This window comes from Roseobacter sp. MH60115 (assembly GCF_015644665.1).
Classification (GTDB): Bacteria; Pseudomonadota; Alphaproteobacteria; order Rhodobacterales; family Rhodobacteraceae; genus Roseobacter.
Genome location: NZ_JADOBQ010000004.1, coordinates 42264 through 60878, shown reverse-complemented (window position 1 = coordinate 60878; position 18615 = coordinate 42264). Strand labels below are relative to the sequence as shown.

Genomic DNA, 18615 nt, shown 5'->3' with positions numbered 1-18615 from the left:
TCACCTTTTGCGCCGCCCGCCCGGCACTTTCGACAAGAACCCCGGCGGGCGCTTGCGCACCCAGGCAATGAATTTCTCCAACCGAGGATGACGGCGGAGCGCTTCCATCTCGGCGTAGTCCCGTGCCAGTTCCGCCTCTGTCAGCGTCGCGTGGATTTCCCGGTGGCAGATGTGATGCAGCAACACAGTTGGCCCGCCCTTGCCGCCTTTCAGCTTGGGGATCAGGTGATGATGGCTCTGCTTCACCTCCGCCGGGATCGGACGATCACACAGGGGGCAGATCGGATCGGACATCTGGGCTTGCTCCGGCAGTCGGGGACGGGCAAGACTCTAGGCGTGATCGTGACGATGAAAAGAGGGACACCGCGTGGAATTTGACCTGTCCAGTCAGCCGGAGATCGTGCAGCGCGCGGCCGAATACGCCCTGATCGGGTGGGATCTGGCAAAATCCTGGGCGCTGAGCCCCGCCGCGTGGTCACAATTCGCGCTGCTGGTGCTCGCCTATTTGCTGGCCATCGTGGTGGCCCGTCGCCTGCGTGGCCTGCTGACGCGGGTCATTGCCCCCGCCGAAGACGCCGACACTATCATCGCACAGGCGCGGCGCACCATATTGTTGGGCCTGCCGCTGTTACTGCCACTGCTGGCCTATCTCTTCACGGCAATTGGCGAAAGCGTCGTGCGGTCCGTTTTCGACAGCGGCGCGGTCATTGCCTTTGGCAAGCGCCTGTTCATGTTCCTCGCCGTCCGCACCCTGGTGAGAGAAATCATCACCGACCCCTTCCTCAAGCTGTTGGGACGCTACGTGCTGGTTCCGGTGGCCGCGCTCTACGCGGTCGGGTTGCTTGACCCGCTGGTGGCCAAGCTGAACGAGATGACGGTGTCGCTGAGGAATATCTCCTTCTCCGTCATGTCCCTGGTGCGCGGCGTGATCGCGGGCGGTGTGCTTTTCTGGCTGGGCGGCTGGTCCAACCGGCAGACCGCGCAATTCATCGAAAACCAGAAAGACATGCGCCCGTCGTTGCGGCAGCTGATGGCGAAGGTCATCGAGTTCACGATTTTCGGCGTCGCCTTCCTGTTGCTGCTGAACATCATGGGGATCAACCTCAGCGCGCTGGCCGTGATCGGCGGCGCAATTGGTGTGGGCCTGGGCTTCGGGCTGCAAAAGATTGCCTCGAACTTCATCTCCGGAGTGATCCTTCTGATCGAAGGGCAGGCGACGGTTGGCGATTTTGTCGAACTGGACGGCGGCGAGGCCGGGCAGATCGTGAAAATGACCGCGCGGGCAGCGATCCTGGAAACCTTCGATGGGCGCTGGATCGTGGTGCCGAACGAGGATTTCATCACCACACGCGTGGTGAATTATTCGGACAGCGGTTCCGCCAACCGCTACGAGGCGCCGTTTTCGGTCAGCTATGACACGGACATCAACAAGGTCCCGCCGATCATCGAGGCTGCCGTTGCCACGCACCCCGATGTCTTGGATGCCCCTTACCCGCCCGATTGCGAATTGCGCGGTTTCGGCGACAGCGGCATCGATTTTGCGGTCGAATTCTGGGTCAACGGGCTGGATGACGGGCCGAATAAATACACCTCGGATGTGCTTTTTCTGGTGTGGAATGCGTTGAAGGACAACGGCATCGAAATCCCCTATCCGCACCGCGTCGTGGAATTCAAAGGTGAGATGCCGCAGGTTCAGGAGTGAGCCACGCGCTGGTGATTGGCGCCGGGCCTGCGGGGTTGATGGCGGCGGAAGAACTGGCTGCCGCCGGGCTGAGCGTGACGGTCTGCGAGGCCAAACCCTCTGTCGGGCGCAAGCTGCTGATGGCGGGCAAATCCGGGCTCAATCTGGCCAAGGACGAGCCTTTCGAGGATATGATGCCCCGCTATTTCGAAGCCGCGGACCCGCTGCGCCCGATACTCCAGACGTTCGACGCAACCGCGGTGCAGGATTGGGCGCGCGCATTGGGGCAGGAGATTTTCACCGGATCGACCGGGCGGGTGTTTCCCCGTGCGATGAAAGCCTCGCCGCTTTTGCGCGCGTGGTTGACCCGGTTGACCGCTTCGGGTGTTGTCTTTCGCACCAACATGCGCTGGCGCGGTTGGCAGGACGGGAACATGGTTTTTGAGGGTCCGCAGGGGCCGGAGATCCTCCGCGCAGAGGTCACGGTGCTGGCGCTTGGCGGGGCAAGCTGGGCGCGGCTGGGGTCCGATGGTGCCTGGGCCGAAATTCTGGCCGCGCGGGGCGTTGATCTGGCGCCCTTTGCAGCCAGCAATGTGGGGCTGCAGATTGCGTGGTCACCGCATATGCAAAAGCACGCGGGCGAAGCTCTGAAAGGCGTGCGGTTCACAGCCGGGCCGATCGCGTCGCGGGGTGAGGCGGTGATCAGCCGGACGGGCCTCGAAGGCGGCGGCATCTACGAGATCAGCCGCGCCGTCCGATTGCGTCACAGGTTGGTCGTCGATCTTTTAACTGATCTTGATGCGGCAGAGGCGACCAGACGCCTGTCGCGCGCCCGGGGGAAATCCAGCCTGTCGACGCACCTGCGCAAAACCCTAAAACTGGATCCGGTGAAAATCGCGTTGGCGCAGGAACTGGCGCGTCCCCTGCCGCAAGAGCCTGCGGATCTTGTGCAAGCCCTCAAGGCGCTGCGCCTCTCTCACGACGGTCTGCGCCCGCTGGATCAGGCGATATCGGTCGCCGGTGGCGTGCGGTTCGACGCGCTGACGCCGGGATTGATGGTGAAACCGCTGCCCGGGGTCTTTTGCGCTGGCGAAATGCTGGATTGGGAGGCGCCGACGGGCGGCTACCTGATCACCGCCTGTCTGGCCACGGGCCGGTGGGCGGGCCGCGCCGCCGCCGCTTACGTGGCCGAGACCGCCTGAAACGCTGGCCGTTCCCGCAGCGCCTTGGCGTAGTGAAAAAGCTTGTCATCGGTACGCGGGAATTTCGCTCCGATCGCCCAGTTCAGGCAGTGACAGGCCAGGATGTCGGGCAGTGTCATCTCGTCCCCCATCAGATAGGGCCCATCGAGGCGGTCGGACAAGATCGCGGCTGACCGCTCGAATTCATATTTCAGCGCGTCTTTGACCTCTGGCACACGCCTGTCCTCAGGCAGGACAAAACTGTGTTTCGCAGCCGCCCATAGAATCGCGTCCAACTCATCAATGAGCCAGAAGGTCATCGCGTCCTGACGGGCCCGTGCCACTGTTCCGGCAGGCGCCGTCAGCTGGCCGTGTTTATCGGCCAGATAGGTCATGATCGCCACGGAATCGGTCAGCACATCGTCCCCATCCACCAGCGCGGGGATTTTGCCGAGTGGATTGTATTTCATCGCTTCTTCCGAGCGCGCACTGGCGTCGATCTGCGCGTAAGGCACGCTCATCTCCTGCAACATCCACAACACCCGAAACGCCCGCGATTTGGTTGTGCCAATGACCTTGTACATCGTCTGCTGTCCTTTGGATTGCTGCCTGTCCGGACTGTTTCATGCAGAGCGAAGGCTGGCAACTGGTGACAGAAAATGTCAGTGGATTATGAGAATGATTTTGGCGAACCTGTATCCAGAAAAGGAGTATGATGATGTCCAAGACCGGGAGCTGCCTTTGTGGCGCCGTAAGCTACACGTTGACCAGCGAACCGAAGGAATTCGGTGCCTGCCATTGCAACATGTGCCGCAAGTGGAGCGGTGGGATCTACCTCGGCCTCGAAGTGCCAAGCGACAGCATCGAAATCAAGGGCGCGGACAGCCTGACCACATTTGCATCATCGCCCTGGGCGGAGAGGGCGTTTTGCAAGACATGCGGCAGCAGCGTCTATTACCGGGTCACGGCGCCGGGCCCGCATGAGGGCACGTATCATCTGGGGGTCGGTACGCTGGATGACGCCGGTGCCGCGCCGCTGACGGGCGAGCTCTTCATCGACAACAAGCCCAAGGGCTACAGCTTTGCGGATAAGACCCATCAGATGACCACCGAAGAGGTCATGGCGATGTTTGCGCCGGAGACCTAGCGCCCGCCCAGCATCGCCAGCCGGATAAAGGCGCGTTCCACCAAGGCCATGCCGGGCGCATTCTGCCCTGCAGAGCGCAGTTGCAGGTCGGTGTCGGTCAGCAGGGTGATTGCTGCTTCCAGTTTCGCCGCACCCCATCGGCGGGACTGGGCGAGCATCCGGTCCCGGTTGGGTCCGAAGATCGTGGGCCTGCCAGAGGTGTCGCTGGCCGCGCGATGCAACGCCCGGAAGTGGCGCATCGCCCCGATGCACAGCCCGACGGGCGTTGCACCCTGTGCCACCAGTTTTTGCATGACCGGGCCGATGTCATGGGCGCGGGCCTCGGCCACAACCATCAGCACATCATCCACATCCGCCTCAGTGGACGTTGGCGCGCAGGCGGCGATATCGGCGGCAGACACCGGATCGGTCTCGTTCATCTTGTAAAGCGCCAGTTTCTCAACCGTCTGCCTGAAATCGCCCGGATCAATTGCCTGCGCAAGATCGGCGAGGGCGGCCATCGCCTCGCTAGGCACTTGCGTCAGACCGGCATCGCGCAGGGCGGTGTCGATTTCTTCCCGGGTAGGGGGGTTATCGTAGATCGCCGCCGCATAGGCCTGCGGATGGGCTTCAAAGGCTTTGCGCAGCTTCGAGGTCGGTTTCAGGGCACCACTGGTTACAATGATCTGGGCATCCCCGGGTTGCCAGTCTTCCAGCGCCGCAAGTATCGCTGGGGCGGCCGTGTCATTTGCCTCTTCGACAAAAACGGCGCGGGGACCTGGAAAAAAGCCCACCGCCTTTACGGCATCGATCAGCAGGGCGGGGTCCTTGCGGATATCGCTGCCCGCCATCCGGCTCAGCCGCATTTCTTCCTCAGCGTCCTCGCCCAGCAACGCGGTCAACATTTGCTGACGTTTCAGCGCCACGCGCATGCCGTCGGTGCCGTAGATCAGCAAACCGGTCTTGTTGGCATCCGGTTTTGCGAAATAGGCATTGGCGTCGCGCGGAGAGAGTTTCATCAGATGTCCGCGACCAGCACCCGGGTGACGATTTGATCCGCCAGCAGGATCATCAAGCGTTTTTGAGCGTCACGTTCTGCCGCTAGCGTGACAACGGTTGTGTCTGCGGCGGAGTATCCCGTGAAGTTATCGACCGACCCGGAGGTGATCACGCGGCCCGTGGCAACCTCGACCAGAGAATAAGTGGCAAAACCCAGCAGATTATAGCGCGTGATGCTTCCCTCACGGTCAACTGCAAGGCCTGCCAGGTCGGTCCGTACCGACAGGTTCAGCAGGTAAGTTGGCTCTGCGGCGCGGCCCAGGCGCTCTTCGACCCGCTGTGTCAGTAAGAAGGCATTGCGCGTCGACGGCTCTGACACCGTGATGCTGTTCTGCAACTGCGTGCCTGCGCCCCCTGTCCCGTAAACGGGCGTAAAACCACAGGCCGTCAAGACCAGAGGCAGGATCAGCAGGAGGGTACGGCTAGACAACAACATTCACGATCCGTCCGGGGACAACGATGATTTTCTTGGGCTCAGCGCCATCAAGGGTTCTGAGCACAGCCTGATCCGCAAGCGCCGCCTTTTCAACCTCTTCTTTGGGCATATCCGCAGGCACGGTGATTTCCGCGCGCCGCTTGCCGTTGACCTGAATGGGCAAGGTGACGGTGTCGGAAACCAGCATCGCTTCATCGGCCTTGGGCCATGGGGCCGTGGTGATCAGGCCGTCGCCGCCCTGATGCGCCCAGATATCTTCGGCCAGATGCGGGGTCATGGGCGACATCAGCTGTGCCAGCGTCATGATCGCCTCGCGCTGGGCGGTGTATCCCGCCTTGGACTTCTGCAAGGTGGCCGTGAAGGCGTAGAGCTTTGCAATCGCCGCGTTAAAGCCGAAGCTTTCGATGCCCATGGTCACGTCATGGATGCAGACGTGCATGGCACGCAGCAGCTCTGCGTCCCCCGTGCCTTGGGCGCTTTTGTCCATTGCGCCGATCCGGTCGCAGAGGTTCCAGACGCGGGTCAGGTGCTTGAACGCAGCCTCCGCGCCGGAGGCCGTCCATTCCACATCCCGTTCGGGTGGGCTGTCGCTCAGCACGAACCAGCGCGCGGTATCGGCGCCATAGGCCGAGATGATGTTGATCGGGTCGACGACATTCTTCTTGGATTTCGACATCTTGGCCGAAGGGATGATCTCCACCTCTGTGCCGTCTGCCAGCCGCCCGTCGGTTACTTCCTCGGGAAGGTGATAGACAGGCCGCCCCCGGTCATCACGTGTCTGGTAGATCTCATGGGTGACCATGCCCTGGGTGAAAAGCGCGTCGAAAGGCTCTTCGGTGCCCTGTGGCAGATGCCCGGTGATCCGCATCGCCCGCGCGAAGAACCGCGAATAGAGCAGGTGCAGAATCGCATGTTCAATGCCGCCGATGTACTGGTCCACGTTCATCCAATAGGCGGCGTCTTCCATCACGGTCGGTGTGTCGGCGTGCGGGGCGGTGAAGCGCGCGAAGTACCACGAGCTGTCCACGAAGGTATCCATCGTGTCGGTTTCCCGCAGCGCAGGTTTGCCACAGGACGGGCAGGTAGTGTCCCGCCATGTCGGATGCCGGTCGAGCGGATTGCCGGGGACGCTGAGGTCCACGTCATAGGGCAGCTCGATGGGCAGGTTCTCTTTCTTCTCCGGCACCACACCGCAGGCCTCGCAATGCACCACCGGGATCGGGCACCCCCAGTAACGCTGGCGGGAAAGACCCCAGTCGCGCAGCCGGTATTTGGTCACGCCCTGGCCAATGCCGTTCGCCTCACAAAAGTCGATGGCGGCGTCGATGCCTTCCAGCCCGGTCTGATGCGGCTCACCTGCGAAGCCGCGGTTGTAATAGACCTTCTCGGTCTTGGCAGGCACATAGGCCTCCGACAGCGTCTCGTCGCTGTCTTCAGACGGCAGGTAGGTCGCAATGATCGGCAGCCCGTATTTGGTGGCAAACTCGAAATCGCGCTGGTCATGCGCCGGACAGCCGAAAATCGCACCGGTCCCGTAGTCCATCAGGATGAAATTGGCGATGTAGACGGGCAGTTCATGTGCTGTATCGAAAGGATGGCGGACGCGAATGCCGGTGTCAAAGCCCAGCTTTTCGGCGGTCTCGATGGCCTCTTCGGTGGTGCCCCCCTTGCGGCACTCCGCGCAAAAGGCGGCGACGTCCTCGCGGTCGCGCTCCAGCACCTTCGCCAGCGGATGATCCGGTGAGATGCCCACGAAGGACGCGCCCAGCAGCGTATCGGGCCGGGTGGTGTAGACCTCGATCCGGTCATGCCCGTCCGGGGCGTCTATTGTCGAGAAAGCAAACTGCAGCCCACGGGATTTGCCGATCCAGTTCTCCTGCATCAGCCGCACTTTTGCAGGCCAGTTCTCCAGACGATCCAGCGCATCGAGCAACTCTTCCGAATGATCGCTGATCTTGAAGAACCACTGCGTGAGCTCGCGCCGCTCGACCAGCGCGCCGGAGCGCCAGCCGCGCCCCTGTTCAACCTGCTCATTCGCCAGGACGGTCATGTCCACTGGATCCCAGTTCACCACGGCGTTTTTGCGATAGACCAGCCCGGCCTCGAGGAAATCGAGGAACAGCGCCTGCTGCTGGCCGTAGTACGCCACATCGCAGGTGGCGAACTCGCGCGACCAGTCGATGCTGAGGCCCAGCGGCTTCATCTGGTCCCGCATGTCCCTGATGTTGTCGTAGGTCCAGTCCTTGGGGTGCCCGCCAATGGCCATCGCCGCGTTTTCCGCAGGCATGCCGAAGGCGTCCCAGCCCATGGGGTGCAGCACGTTGTGGCCCGTGCTGAGCTTGTAGCGTGCGATCACGTCACCCATTGTGTAGTTGCGCACATGCCCCATGTGGATGCGGCCCGAGGGGTAGGGGAACATCTCCAGCACATAGTATTTGGGTTTGTCGGCCGAGCGCACGGCCTTGAAAACTTCGTCGCGAGACCATGCCGCCTGCCAGCGGGCTTCGATCTCTGCGGGGGTGTAACGCGTCATGACGGCGTCCTTTTTAACGTGAGAGCGCCGGGAGCCGTGTCATCTACGGGGCCCGGCGCTGATATTGCATGGGTTCGAAAAACCGAAAGCCTAGAGCCTGTTATCCGCGATGCGTAGCTGGCGGGCGCGGCTGAGGATGGCGTCTTCCACCGCGCGCACGGTGGCCGCGCTGGCCGGACCGCCCTGCGTCTGCAGCGATACATTCAGCGAGCGTGCGTCCAGGGCCGGATCGTTGATCAATACGGTCGCACGGTAGGACCGTCCCCCGCCGGGCGGGCGGCCGAAGCCGGTGATGATCACGCCGGTGAACGGGTCGACCGATTGCACGGGCAGAAAGTCGAGCACCTCCAGCGACGCAGACCAGATGTATTTGTTCACCGACACATTCGTTTCTGTGTTGCGGCGTCCGAAGGCCTCCCAGATCGTTTCGGCTCCGGCCCCGTCCGACGCGCGTGCGGCATCGCTGTCTATGTCCGGGTCGACCTCGACAGGTGCACCGCCCGTGCGGTTGCCTCCCCCGCAGGCGGACAGCGCCGCGACAACGGTGGTGACGGCAAAGAGCCTTAAAATACTGGTGGGTGTCATGTCGCTACCTGCTACTCAATCTCGGCTGCACGTTAGTCTATATAATGGAGGAGGGACAAGGGCGTTATCGCCTCCGGCGCTGTCGGTGCGCGCGTGTTTTCGCGGAGCGGATATCTGGTCACCGGGTCGATAGGAAAGAGTGTGGCAAAGCTGCACCATTTTTTCCGGCTCTCGCCTCACCATTGCCCAAGTCCTTGCAAAAGGGGGGGGTTAAGAGCGAAACACGGCTCAGGTTCAAAAGGGATTCCCCCGTTGGACAACGAATAGCAAACCGAGGACAAGTTCATGAAAAAACTTCTCATCGCTACAACAGCACTGGTGGGAACAGCCAGCGTCGTAGCAGCTGACAATGCAAACATTAACTTCGGCGGGTACGGTCGTTTTGGTATCCTGTACGAAGAAGATCGTTCGCGTTCCGCTACCGCAGCAGACGTTACAGCCGGTAATGCCGCTGCAGTAGGCGACACCGTTCAAGAAGAAGAAACACGCATCGAAAGCCGTTTCCGTCTGAACATCGACGCATCGACTGAAACAGACGGTGGCGTTCGCTTCGCTGCACGTGTTCGTGTTGAAGCAAACGAGAATGCAGACAACTCCGCAAACGCTGCATCCTTCTCCGGCCCACGTTTCCAAGTGTCCTCCGGTGGCCTGCGCGTTCGCGTTGGTAACATCTCCGGCGTGACAGACGCGGCAAACGTCGTTGACTACTTCGGTCACGAGCCCGGCCTCGTCGGTCAAACTGGTCAGTATGCTAACAGCGGTGTTTCGCTGCCAGCATTCTCCAGCACCGGCGCAGGTAACAACGGCATCAACGTTCTGTACGAAATGGGCGACTTCAAAGTCATGGCGTCCTACACAGATGATCACACCGACAACGACGGTGCGACCGCGGACACAACCGCCTTTGGCGACTCGTTCGAAATCGGTGCATCCTACACGTTCAGCGCATGGACGCTGGGCGCCGTTTATGGTGAGTTCGAAGGCGCAGGTTCTGACGTCAGCAACGACTGGATTGTCGCTACTCTGTCCGGCACCATCGGTACAGCCGACGTGTCGTTCCTGATCTCCGACTTCGAAGGTGACGACGACGCCGTGTTCGGTGCTTCTGCCTCCTTCCCGGTTGGCGCAGCAACAAACATCCTCGCATCGGTTTCCGATGGTGGTGATGACGGCAACGACACATCCTACGGCCTGGGCTTCCGCCACTCGCTGGGTGGTGGTGTTCGCCTCGACGGTATGGTCGGCTCGAACGCAGCTGGCAACACCATTGCTGACCTGGGTGTTCGCTTCGACTTCTAAGTCGATCTGAACGATCCAAGACTTTTGGGGCAGACCTTCGGGTCTGCCCCTTTTCTTTTGTGCGGGGCTGTTATCTTGTGCGGCAAAAGATCGATTGGAGAGCCAAATGGGTTTAGCGGAGATTTCAGACCGGATTGCAAAGGCAGAGACTGCGGCAGGGCGCGAAAACGGATCGGTTAAACTCATCGCCGTCTCGAAGGTGCAGCCCAACGCACGGGTGGAGGCCGTACTGCAGGAAGGTCACCGCTGTTTTGGGGAGAACCGCGTGCAGGAAGCTGCCGGCAAATGGCCTGCGTTTCGTGAGGCATTTGACGGTATCGACCTGCACCTTATCGGACCCTTGCAAACGAACAAGGCGCGACAGTCTTTTGAGCTTTTCCAGAGCATTCATTCCCTCGACCGGCCAAAGCTGGCGAAAACCTTTGCCCGGCTCGCGCAGGAGATGGGCACCTGCCCGGAGATATTCATTCAGGTCAACACAGGCGAAGAGCCGCAAAAGGCAGGCGTGCTGCCCGCGGATACCGACGCGTTTGTTGCGGAATGCCAGGCGATGGATCTGCCCATACGGGGGCTGATGTGCATTCCACCAATCGAAGAGGAGGCCGCACTGCATTTTGCCCTTCTGGCCAAGATCGCCGCGCGTAACGGTCTGTCCGGCCTCAGCATGGGCATGAGCAGTGATTTCGAGAAAGCCATCGCGCTGGGTGCAACGCACGTGCGCGTGGGCTCTGCGATTTTCGGAGAACGCGCACCGGCCTGAAAGCGCTCCTAAGACTGGTAAAGGTCCGGCACGATCAACCGTGTCTTGTAGCCGATCCGCGGCGCAATCCGTTGCAGATCGGTGCGCGACAGGGCAATGCACCCTTCGGTCGGATACCCCGGCCTGCGATACTGGTGTATAAAGATCGCCGAGCCACGCCCTTTCACAGCATAGGGCCAGTTCCAGTCGGTCAGGATCACCAGATCATAGAGCGGATCGGCCCGACGCAGCTTTTCATGGCTGGCGTCGTAAGGCGCACGCACCATCAGATTGTAGTCGGGGGCGCTGCTGTCATCCGACCATAGATCGCGCGGGCCAATCGGTAGCGCCCAATGCGTGGGCCGCGCCATCCGGTCCGGCCGGTAGAGCATGCCAACAATGCGGTGCACGCCGACGGGCGTGGCACCATCGCCTTCTTTCTTGTCTTGCGTGCACCCCGTTTTACCCACCGTGCAGGGATAGGTCCGCCCCTGAAACCGAAGACCTCTCGGGGTCAGAACCAGGTCATCGGGGGTCACAGCAGGTGACCTGACTTTGCCGCCTTTGTGGCCAGATAGGCGTGATTGTGGCGGTTCTCGCCGACCTGCAATGGGACGCGGGCTGCAACGGTGATCCCGCTGGCCTGCATCATCTCAACCTTGCGGGGGTTGTTGGTCAGCAGGCGCACGGACGAAAATCCCATCGCCTGCAGGATATCCGCCCCGAGCCTGAAATCGCGTTCGTCGTCCTCGAACCCAAGCCGGTGGTTGGCCTCTACCGTATCAAATCCCTGATCCTGCAGGGAATAGGCGCGCATCTTGTTGGCCAGACCGATACCACGCCCCTCCTGGTTCATGTAAAGCAGCACGCCCTGGCCTTCCTGACCCATCTGGGCCAACGCCGCGCGCAGCTGAGGGCCGCAGTCGCATTTGAGCGATCCCATCAGGTCACCGGTGAAACAGGCAGAATGAAGCCGGGTCAGCACCGGTTGTGATCGGTCAGGCCGCCCAATTTCGACGGCGTAATGCTCCTCGCCGCCATCTTCAGGCCGGAACACGTGCAGCCTGCCGGCCTCCGACACTTCCAATGGCAAGCGGGCGTGAACGACCGGGTGCAGCGGGCTGCGATCGCTCAGGTGCGCGACAACCTGATCCAGTGAAAGCATTGTCAGTCCGTGATCGCGCGCAAAACGCGCCGCGTCCTCAACGGGCGTCACCAGAACCGCCGGTAGCAGCCGCGCCGATTTGGCGATCTGCAGGCCTGCGCGGTGCGCATCGACGTTGCCGCCGCGCGCGCAAGCCAGAGGCCCCTTCATCGGCGTCATCAGATCACCTGCCGGGTCGGCGATGCCGAGCACCCAGTCCAGCGTCGCATCGGGCGGCAGCAGCACGCGCGCCAGATCGCCATCGTAAACACGGGCCTTCAGGGTTTCGGCCCGCCGCGCGGTGATGGCCACGACGCTGTCACCGGGCGTATCCAACAAGACCTTCAGGCGGGCGGGAGACAACGTTTCTGCCACTGAAATCAACACCGGCACAGGGCAGTCCACCACCACGGGAACGCCCATGCGCAGGTCGGCGCGCGCGCGCGCCAGCAGTTCAGTGATGTCGGGTCCGATAGTCATGATGTTACAATGCCTGTATTTTCCGCGGTTGATCTAGGCCAATTCCAACGAAATTGAAACATTTCACGGTCCCGGTAACACGACCGCGTGAGAGAATTCGCTGCGCGCTTGCGGGAAAGCGCAGGAACACACATTTGTGTTGCACTCAAGGGAGACAACCTATGGCACAGTTAAAAAAGATACTCTTGGTCGATGACGACGACGATCTGCGCGAAGCGCTGAGCGAACAGTTGATCATGACCGAGGATTTTGATGTATTTGAGGCCGCAAACGGCGCCGACGCAATGATCCGCGCCAAAGAAGCACTCTATGATCTGGTCATTCTCGACGTTGGTCTGCCCGACACTGACGGTCGTGAGCTCTGCCGTCTGATGCGCAAACAGGGGGTCAAAAGCCCGATCCTGATGCTGACCGGGCATGACAGCGACGCCGACACGATCCTGGGTCTGGACGCCGGTGCCAATGATTACGTCAGCAAACCCTTCAAGTTTCCCGTTCTTCTGGCACGTATTCGCGCGCAATTGCGCCAACACGAACAATCCGAGGACGCGGTGTTCCAGCTGGGGCACTACACGTTCAAACCGTCGATGAAAATGCTGGTCACAGAGGACGACAAGAAGGTTCGTCTGACTGAAAAAGAGACTAACATATTGAAATTCCTCTATCGTTCCAACGATGGCGTGGTGCCGCGCGACGTGCTGCTGCACGAGGTTTGGGGCTATAATGCCGGTGTGACGACCCATACGCTGGAGACGCACATCTACCGTCTGCGGCAGAAGATTGAGCCTGATCCGTCCAATGCGCGGCTTCTTGTAACTGAATCCGGCGGATATCGTCTTATGGCGTAACGCGTTGGGTTTTTATTAACCATTTAGCGCTTATATGAATCGTGAAGGTGGCAAGTCATTCAGGTCACATTCAGAAATCCCGCGCATGTCCGGGTTATGACATGCACCTCCCTGTTGGACTTGGCCGGGCCTTGTGCCCGGTCTTTTTTTGCCCATCCACATGATCTTGAACGCTGCCTTTCCGCACGTTTCGGCATGGCGAAGGGCCACAGCACGCGCTAGGGTGCCGCGAAACCGAAGCGGAGCGTGATTATGACCTTTACCCTGGCCACCTGGAACATCAACTCCGTCCGCCTGCGCGCAGAACTCGTTCTGAAGCTGCTCGCCGAAGAAGGTCCCGATGTTCTGTGCCTGCAGGAGTGCAAAAGCCCGGTGGACAAGATGCCGCTGGAGGCCTTTGCCGCCGTTGGATACGGGCATGTCGTCGCGCGGGGTCAGAAAGGGTACAACGGCGTGGCGATCCTGTCGAAAATCCCGATGCAGGAGGTCGGGTCGCATGACTTCGCCGCGCTTGGGCACGCGCGTCACATCGCGGGACAGCTAGAGAATGGCGTGACGGTCCATAATTTCTACGTCCCGGCAGGTGGGGATGTTGCAGATCGTGCCGTGAATGAGAAATTCGGTCAGAAGCTCGACTACCTTACGGAGATGCGGGATTGGTTTCGGGCCAATCGCCCCGAAAAGTCGATCCTGGTCGGGGACCTGAATATCGCGCCGCGCGAGGACGATGTCTGGGATCACAAAAAGCTTTTGAAAGTCGTCAGCCATACGCCCATCGAAGTGGAACATCTCGCTGAGACGCAGGACGCGGGGGGATGGCACGACGTCACCCGCAAGGACATCCCCGACGGGCGGCTTTACAGCTGGTGGTCGTACCGGGCAAAGGACTGGGATGGCGCCGACAAGGGGCGCAGGCTCGATCATGTCTGGGCCAGCGGCGATATTGCAGGTGCCGCGCATTCCAGCCGCATCCTGCGGGACGCCCGAGGTTGGGAGAAGCCGAGCGACCATGCACCCGTCTTTGCCACTTTTGACCTTTGAATTGATACGCGGCCTCCCATATAACCTCTGACGCAACCCGTAAGGACACGAAGATGATGGACCTGAACCTGAGCGCAGCCCCCGCCGCCGATGACCTGATCAAGGACTCGACCGAAGCAACCTTCATGGCGGATGTGGTCGAGGCGTCGCAGACCACGCCGGTGATCGTTGATTTCTGGGCGCCTTGGTGCGGGCCATGCAAGACCCTCGGGCCGCAGCTCGAAGAGGCGGTGCGCGCGGCAAAAGGCGCGGTGAAGATGGTCAAGGTCAACGTGGACGAGGCCCAGATGATCGCCGGGCAGCTGCAGATCCAGTCCATTCCGACGGTTTATGCCTTTCACAAGGGCCAGCCGGTGGATGGTTTCCAAGGCGCCGTACCACAATCCGAGATCAAGGCCTTTATCGACCGTGTGGTGAAAGCGGCGGGCGGTGAAGCCCCCGGCGACACGCTGGACGAAGCGGTCGCTGCTGCCGAGGAAATGCTGGCAGAAGGCGCCGCGACGGATGCGGCGCAGACCTTTGCGGCGATCCTGGGTGAAGACGCCAATCACGCGGGGGCCTATGGTGGTATGGTGCGCGCGCACATCGCGATGGGCGAGCTGGACCAGGCAGAGGCGATTCTGAACGGGGCACCGGCAGAGATTTCCAAATCGCCCGAACTCGAAGCCGCTCATGCGCAGCTGGAACTGGCGCGGCAGGCCGAAGGGGCCGGGCCGGTGGATGACCTGAAGGCTGCGGTTGAGGCCAACCCGGAAGACCCGCAGGCGCGTTTTGATCTGGCGCTGGCGATGCATGCCAATGACGATATCGAAGGGGCGGTCGATCAGTTGCTTGAGCTTTTCCGGCGCGACCGGGAATGGAACGACGGTGCCGCCAAGACGCAGCTTTTCACCATTTTCGAAGCGCTGAAGCCAAACGACCCGATCATGTTGAATGGACGGCGCAAACTGAGCTCGATGATATTTGCCTGAGGCCGTCCGCGGGCTAGGTGGCAGTCTATGATAAAAGCCGCAGAGCTTCCCGACACAATTGCGATTTTTCCGCTGCCCGGTGCTCTGTTGCTGCCGCGGTCAAGATTACCGCTCCATATTTTTGAGCCGCGCTATCTGCAAATGCTTGAAGACGCATTGAAAACCAGCACGCGCCTCATTGGCATGATCCAACCCAACGAGATTCCGGGACGCAGCGGCAGCGGGTTGCATTCCATCGGATGCGCGGGCCGGATCACGCAGTTTTCGGAAACCGAAGACGGCCGCTACCTGATCACACTTGGCGGTGTTTCGCGGTTTCGCGTGGTTCAGGAGGTGCAGGGCTTCACGCCCTACAGACGCTGTGACGTAAAATGGGATGGTTTCGACCGTGACCTGGGGCCTGACGAAAAAGACCCCTGTTTTCAGCGGGCCGGGTTCATGGACCTGCTGGGCCGGTACTTCGACGCGCGGGAGCTTTCGGCGGATTGGGATACCCTCAAGGAAGCCGACGACGAACTTCTGATCAATTCATTGTCGATGATGTTGGACTTCGACCCCGAGGATAAGCAGGCACTGCTGGAAGCGCCCTCGCTCTCCACGCGCCGCGAAACGCTGGTGACATTGATCGAATACCAACTGCGCGGCGGTGCCGAGAGCGAGATGATCCAATGACGGAAACAACCGTGGAATTCGACCGCCGCATGCTGGAGGCATTGATTTGCCCGCGCAGCCAGACGACGCTGAAGTATGACGCGGAACGGCAGGAGCTGATCTCGACCACCGCCAATCTGGCCTATCCGATCCGCAATGGCATTCCGGTGATGCTGGTGGATGAGGCGCGCACGCTCGACTAGAGGTTTTCGCCTTTCATCAGGCGGGGCAGGTCACCGGTGAGACCTGCTGCCTCGCGAATGAAACCGCGCCGCAGGGCAGGCATACGCCCAACCACGCCCATGCCAAAATCACGCAATCCGCGCAGGAGCGGATTGTCGTTGGAAAACAGCTTGTTGAAACTGTCGGTGGCCACTGCGAGCGCCGTGTTGTCAAAGCGTCGCCATTGCTGATAGCGGCCCAGAACCGGGGTGGATCCAACGTCCTCTCCGCGCCGTGATGCATCCGCGATCACATCCGCCAGCGCAGCCACATCCCGCAAACCCGCGTTCAGGCCTTGCCCGGCAATCGGGTGCATGCCATGCGCGGCATCCCCCACAAGCGCCACGCGCGGCGCAATCAGATCATTCGCCAGCGAGAGCGACAGCGGGTAGGTAAACCGCGCCCCGGCCAGTGAGATGTCCCCCAAGAAGCTGCCGAAACGTGGTCGCAACACGTCGAGGTAATCGGCCTCTGACAGGGCGTTGATTTCCCGTGCGTTCTGCGTGGTTTCGCTCCACACAATAGAGGACCGGTTGCCGGTGAGCGGCAGAATGGCCAGGGGACCGGGGGGCATAAAGAACTGATGGGCGACGCCATGGTGCGGCAGTTCATGGGCCAGTGCACAGACCAGGGCAGTTTGGTCGTACCCCCAACCGGTGCGCGTGATGCCCGCGCGCGTGGCCGTGCCGGACCCGCGCCCGTCACACCCCACAAGCAACCGCGCGCGCAGGGTCTTTCCAGAGGCAAGTGTCGCCGTGACACCCGTTGTGTCCACCTTTTGCGCGATCACCTCGTCGCCGTTGATCTGCCGGATCGCTTTGGCCTTTTTGGCAGCATCAAGAAGGGCCGGACGCAGATGCCGGTCCTCGACCATATAGCCCATCGGGCCCTCTTCGATCTCGGCATGATCGAAATGCATGAAGAAGGGCGATGGTCCTTCGCCCGCGCGGCCATCGCTGACCTTGATGTCGAGCATCGGCTGCGCCTGATCTTCGATGGCGTCCCAGACACCTAGAGCGCTGAACAGCCGCATCGATGTCAGCGCCAGCGCGTAGGAGCGCCCATCGAAAGCCGCGTTCTTGCGCGTCTTCACCGGCAGGGCGTCCACCAGGGTGACGGCCTGTCCCGCGCTGGCCAGCGCCAGCGCCAGAGCGGGGCCATTTAACCCGCCACCGACGATGAGAATGTCACAGTCAAAATCCATACATCTCAATAGGACCGGGGATGGGGGATTGTCCATGCGCGCTTGCGTCGCTACCCTTTCGCCGGGGCATCGGGGAGTAAGACATGCAGGATTGGTTGCAGATGACGGCAGCCGCGCTGGGGCGTGGCATCGCAGCGGGAGAGATTGACCCCGTGGCGCTGACGCAGACCTATCTGGAGGCGATTGATGCCCACCCGTTGAAAGACCGGATTTACGCGCGTGTGACACCCGACCGGGCGCTTGCAGAAGCCACCGCCGCCGCCGTCCGCGCGGCTTCGGGGCAGCGTTTGTCGCCGCTGGATGGCGTGCCGATCAGTTGGAAAGACCTCTTTGACACGGCGGGCGTGGGAACCGAAGCAGGCTCGAAATTGCTGGCCGGGCGGGTACCCGACGCTGATGCCCATGTGCTGGCCAATGCAACCGCTGCCGGGCTGGTTTGCCTGGGCAAGACCCATATGTCGGAGCTGGCTTTTTCCGGGTTGGGGTATAACCCGAGCACGAATACGCCGCCTTGCGTCAACGATGAAGGTGCCGTGCCCGGGGGGTCCTCCTCGGGTGCCGCTGCGTCGGTGGCGTTCAACCTCGCGGCGGCGGGCATCGGGTCAGATACGGGCGGGTCGGTGCGTATCCCCTCTGCCTGGAACGATCTTGTCGGGCTCAAGACCACATCGGGTCGGCTCAGCCTCGAAGGGGTGGTTCCGCTGGCGCTGCGTTTTGACACCGTGGGGCCGCTCTGCCGGTCGGTTGAGGATGCAAATCTGCTGATGGCGGTGATGGAGGGGCGCAAGGCGTTTGACCTTGAAGGTGCGACGCTCACCAACAAGCGGTTTGCCATCCTCGAAACGGTGGCCCTGCAAGACGTGCGCGCCGAACCGTTGGCCGCCTTCCAGCAGGCGGTTCTGCAACTTGGTGCCGCGGGTGCCAGCATCGACCGCATCCATGTGCCCGAGGTTGAAACGGCCATGGCGCAGAGCACTTGTGTCTACACATCAGAGGCTTACGGCCTGTGGCGTGATGTCATCGAGGCCAATCCAGATGCCATGTACAGCGAGATTCTGGAGCGGTTCCGTCTGGGCAAGAATCACACCGGACCAGATTATGTTGCTGCCTGGGCAGCGCTCGAAGCGGCGCGGCAGGCCTACGGTCAGGCGACCGCTGGCTATGACGCCGTTCTCTTGCCAACCGCGCCTATCTTGCCGCCAAACCTTGAGCGCCTGAATACGGATCATGACTATTACGTCACCGAGAATCTGCTGGCCCTGCGCAACACACGTATCGGCAATTTGCTGGGGCTCTGTGCGCTGAGCCTGCCCACCGGCGTGCCCAGTTGCGGGCTGATGATGATGGCCCCGCCCGATGGCGAAGGCGCGCTGTTGCGTCTTGGCGCAGCGGTCGAGAAGGCATTGGCTTAAAAG

20 protein-coding genes are annotated in these 18615 nt (G+C 61.3%); 11 read left to right on the top strand and 9 right to left on the bottom strand.

Annotation, left to right across the window (positions count from 1 at the left end; all coding sequences use genetic code 11):
* On the bottom strand, nucleotides 1-294 hold the full coding sequence (locus ISX84_RS13340) for an HNH endonuclease (RefSeq protein ID WP_195820878.1): 294 nt from the start codon (nucleotides 292-294) through the stop codon (nucleotides 1-3).
* A 73-nt stretch (nucleotides 295-367) separates the two neighbouring features.
* Here ISX84_RS13340 and ISX84_RS13335 point away from each other — a divergent pair, with 73 nt between their 5' ends.
* On the top strand, nucleotides 368-1702 hold the full coding sequence (locus ISX84_RS13335; RefSeq protein ID WP_195820877.1) for a mechanosensitive ion channel family protein: 1335 nt from the start codon (nucleotides 368-370) through the stop codon (nucleotides 1700-1702).
* Entirely contained in the window at nucleotides 1699-2883 is a 1185-nt protein-coding gene (locus tag ISX84_RS13330; RefSeq protein ID WP_195820876.1) for a TIGR03862 family flavoprotein, read from the top strand. Before ISX84_RS13335 ends, ISX84_RS13330 begins: the two co-directional genes overlap by 4 nt.
* Here the strand turns inward: ISX84_RS13330 and ISX84_RS13325 are convergent.
* Nucleotides 2862-3446, bottom strand: coding sequence for a glutathione S-transferase family protein (locus tag ISX84_RS13325; RefSeq protein ID WP_195820875.1), 585 nt, complete (start codon nucleotides 3444-3446; stop codon nucleotides 2862-2864). The genes ISX84_RS13330 and ISX84_RS13325 overlap by 22 nt on opposite strands.
* A 134-nt stretch (nucleotides 3447-3580) precedes the next feature.
* Between ISX84_RS13325 and ISX84_RS13320 the strand changes: the two genes are divergently transcribed.
* Nucleotides 3581-4009, top strand: a complete 429-nt coding sequence (locus ISX84_RS13320; protein WP_195820874.1) for a GFA family protein — start codon at nucleotides 3581-3583, stop codon at nucleotides 4007-4009.
* Here the strand turns inward: ISX84_RS13320 and holA are convergent.
* The 4 genes from holA to ISX84_RS13300 all read right to left on the bottom strand — a co-directional run bounded on the left by holA (nucleotide 4006) and on the right by ISX84_RS13300 (nucleotide 8601).
* The gene (gene holA, locus ISX84_RS13315; RefSeq protein WP_195820873.1) at nucleotides 4006-5007 is read right to left on the bottom strand and encodes a DNA polymerase III subunit delta; all 1002 of its coding nucleotides are present in this window, start codon (nucleotides 5005-5007) and stop codon (nucleotides 4006-4008) included. The genes ISX84_RS13320 and holA overlap by 4 nt on opposite strands.
* Nucleotides 5007-5483, bottom strand: a complete 477-nt coding sequence (lptE, locus tag ISX84_RS13310; RefSeq protein WP_195820872.1) for an LPS assembly lipoprotein LptE — start codon at nucleotides 5481-5483, stop codon at nucleotides 5007-5009. Before lptE ends, holA begins: the two co-directional genes overlap by 1 nt.
* Nucleotides 5470-8016, bottom strand: a complete 2547-nt coding sequence (gene leuS / locus ISX84_RS13305; protein WP_195820871.1) for a leucine--tRNA ligase — start codon at nucleotides 8014-8016, stop codon at nucleotides 5470-5472. Before leuS ends, lptE begins: the two co-directional genes overlap by 14 nt.
* 90 nt (nucleotides 8017-8106) lie before the next feature.
* Nucleotides 8107-8601, bottom strand: coding sequence for a DUF3576 domain-containing protein (locus ISX84_RS13300; protein ID WP_195820870.1), 495 nt, complete (start codon nucleotides 8599-8601; stop codon nucleotides 8107-8109).
* Nucleotides 8602-8886: 285 nt separating this feature from the next.
* Between ISX84_RS13300 and ISX84_RS13295 the strand changes: the two genes are divergently transcribed.
* Entirely contained in the window at nucleotides 8887-9900 is a 1014-nt protein-coding gene (locus ISX84_RS13295; protein WP_195820869.1) for a porin, read from the top strand.
* A 106-nt stretch (nucleotides 9901-10006) separates the two neighbouring features.
* Nucleotides 10007-10660, top strand: coding sequence for a YggS family pyridoxal phosphate-dependent enzyme (locus tag ISX84_RS13290; protein WP_195820868.1), 654 nt, complete (start codon nucleotides 10007-10009; stop codon nucleotides 10658-10660).
* Between the two features lie 8 nt (nucleotides 10661-10668).
* Here ISX84_RS13290 and ISX84_RS13285 read toward each other — a convergent pair whose 3' ends face one another.
* Together ISX84_RS13285 and ribA are read right to left on the bottom strand one after the other, a co-directional pair.
* Entirely contained in the window at nucleotides 10669-11178 is a 510-nt protein-coding gene (locus ISX84_RS13285) for a L,D-transpeptidase family protein (protein WP_195820867.1), read from the bottom strand.
* On the bottom strand, nucleotides 11175-12263 hold the full coding sequence (gene ribA / locus ISX84_RS13280) for a GTP cyclohydrolase II (protein WP_195820866.1): 1089 nt from the start codon (nucleotides 12261-12263) through the stop codon (nucleotides 11175-11177). Before ribA ends, ISX84_RS13285 begins: the two co-directional genes overlap by 4 nt.
* Nucleotides 12264-12424: 161 nt before the next feature.
* Here ribA and ISX84_RS13275 point away from each other — a divergent pair, with 161 nt between their 5' ends.
* The 5 genes from ISX84_RS13275 to ISX84_RS13255 all read left to right on the top strand — a co-directional run bounded on the left by ISX84_RS13275 (nucleotide 12425) and on the right by ISX84_RS13255 (nucleotide 15977).
* Nucleotides 12425-13111, top strand: a complete 687-nt coding sequence (locus tag ISX84_RS13275; protein ID WP_195820865.1) for a response regulator transcription factor — start codon at nucleotides 12425-12427, stop codon at nucleotides 13109-13111.
* A gap of 252 nt (nucleotides 13112-13363) precedes the next feature.
* Nucleotides 13364-14152, top strand: a complete 789-nt coding sequence (locus tag ISX84_RS13270) for an exodeoxyribonuclease III (protein ID WP_195820864.1) — start codon at nucleotides 13364-13366, stop codon at nucleotides 14150-14152.
* 53 nt (nucleotides 14153-14205) lie between these two features.
* The gene (gene trxA, locus ISX84_RS13265; RefSeq protein ID WP_195820863.1) at nucleotides 14206-15123 is read left to right on the top strand and encodes a thioredoxin; all 918 of its coding nucleotides are present in this window, start codon (nucleotides 14206-14208) and stop codon (nucleotides 15121-15123) included.
* Between the two features lie 27 nt (nucleotides 15124-15150).
* The gene (locus ISX84_RS13260) at nucleotides 15151-15795 is read left to right on the top strand and encodes an LON peptidase substrate-binding domain-containing protein (RefSeq protein ID WP_195820862.1); all 645 of its coding nucleotides are present in this window, start codon (nucleotides 15151-15153) and stop codon (nucleotides 15793-15795) included.
* A complete protein-coding gene (locus ISX84_RS13255) occupies nucleotides 15792-15977 on the top strand; it encodes a Trm112 family protein (protein WP_195820861.1) in 186 nt (61 codons plus the stop codon). The genes ISX84_RS13260 and ISX84_RS13255 overlap by 4 nt, the downstream gene beginning before the upstream one ends.
* On the opposite strand, the gene ISX84_RS13250 is transcribed toward ISX84_RS13255, so the two are convergent.
* On the bottom strand, nucleotides 15974-17200 hold the full coding sequence (locus ISX84_RS13250; protein WP_229884317.1) for an FAD-dependent monooxygenase: 1227 nt from the start codon (nucleotides 17198-17200) through the stop codon (nucleotides 15974-15976). The genes ISX84_RS13255 and ISX84_RS13250 overlap by 4 nt on opposite strands.
* A gap of 83 nt (nucleotides 17201-17283) precedes the next feature.
* On the opposite strand from ISX84_RS13250, the gene ISX84_RS13245 reads away from it, so the two are divergent.
* Complete coding sequence (locus ISX84_RS13245) at nucleotides 17284-18612, top strand: amidase (RefSeq protein ID WP_195820859.1); 1329 nt, start codon at nucleotides 17284-17286, stop codon at nucleotides 18610-18612.
* Nucleotides 18613-18615 lie beyond the last annotated feature (3 nt).

Bases quoted from the DNA above. Each gene is read 5' to 3' on its own strand.
- ISX84_RS13340 (WP_195820878.1), bottom strand. From the start codon at position 294: ATGTCCGATCCGATCTGCCCCCTGTGTGATCGTCCGATCCCGGCGGAG.
- ISX84_RS13325 (WP_195820875.1), bottom strand. From the start codon at position 3,446: ATGTACAAGGTCATTGGCACAACCAAATCGCGGGCGTTTCGGGTGTTG.
- ISX84_RS13320 (WP_195820874.1), top strand. From the start codon at position 3,581: ATGTCCAAGACCGGGAGCTGCCTTTGTGGCGCCGTAAGCTACACGTTG.
- holA (WP_195820873.1), bottom strand. From the start codon at position 5,007: ATGAAACTCTCTCCGCGCGACGCCAATGCCTATTTCGCAAAACCGGAT.
- lptE (WP_195820872.1), bottom strand. From the start codon at position 5,483: ATGTTGTTGTCTAGCCGTACCCTCCTGCTGATCCTGCCTCTGGTCTTG.
- leuS (WP_195820871.1), bottom strand. From the start codon at position 8,016: ATGACGCGTTACACCCCCGCAGAGATCGAAGCCCGCTGGCAGGCGGCA.
- ISX84_RS13300 (WP_195820870.1), bottom strand. From the start codon at position 8,601: ATGACACCCACCAGTATTTTAAGGCTCTTTGCCGTCACCACCGTTGTC.
- ISX84_RS13295 (WP_195820869.1), top strand. From the start codon at position 8,887: ATGAAAAAACTTCTCATCGCTACAACAGCACTGGTGGGAACAGCCAGC.
- ISX84_RS13290 (WP_195820868.1), top strand. From the start codon at position 10,007: ATGGGTTTAGCGGAGATTTCAGACCGGATTGCAAAGGCAGAGACTGCG.
- ribA (WP_195820866.1), bottom strand. From the start codon at position 12,263: ATGACTATCGGACCCGACATCACTGAACTGCTGGCGCGCGCGCGCGCC.
- ISX84_RS13275 (WP_195820865.1), top strand. From the start codon at position 12,425: ATGGCACAGTTAAAAAAGATACTCTTGGTCGATGACGACGACGATCTG.
- ISX84_RS13270 (WP_195820864.1), top strand. From the start codon at position 13,364: ATGACCTTTACCCTGGCCACCTGGAACATCAACTCCGTCCGCCTGCGC.
- trxA (WP_195820863.1), top strand. From the start codon at position 14,206: ATGATGGACCTGAACCTGAGCGCAGCCCCCGCCGCCGATGACCTGATC.
- ISX84_RS13260 (WP_195820862.1), top strand. From the start codon at position 15,151: ATGATAAAAGCCGCAGAGCTTCCCGACACAATTGCGATTTTTCCGCTG.
- ISX84_RS13255 (WP_195820861.1), top strand. From the start codon at position 15,792: ATGACGGAAACAACCGTGGAATTCGACCGCCGCATGCTGGAGGCATTG.
- ISX84_RS13250 (WP_229884317.1), bottom strand. From the start codon at position 17,200: ATGGATTTTGACTGTGACATTCTCATCGTCGGTGGCGGGTTAAATGGC.
- ISX84_RS13245 (WP_195820859.1), top strand. From the start codon at position 17,284: ATGCAGGATTGGTTGCAGATGACGGCAGCCGCGCTGGGGCGTGGCATC.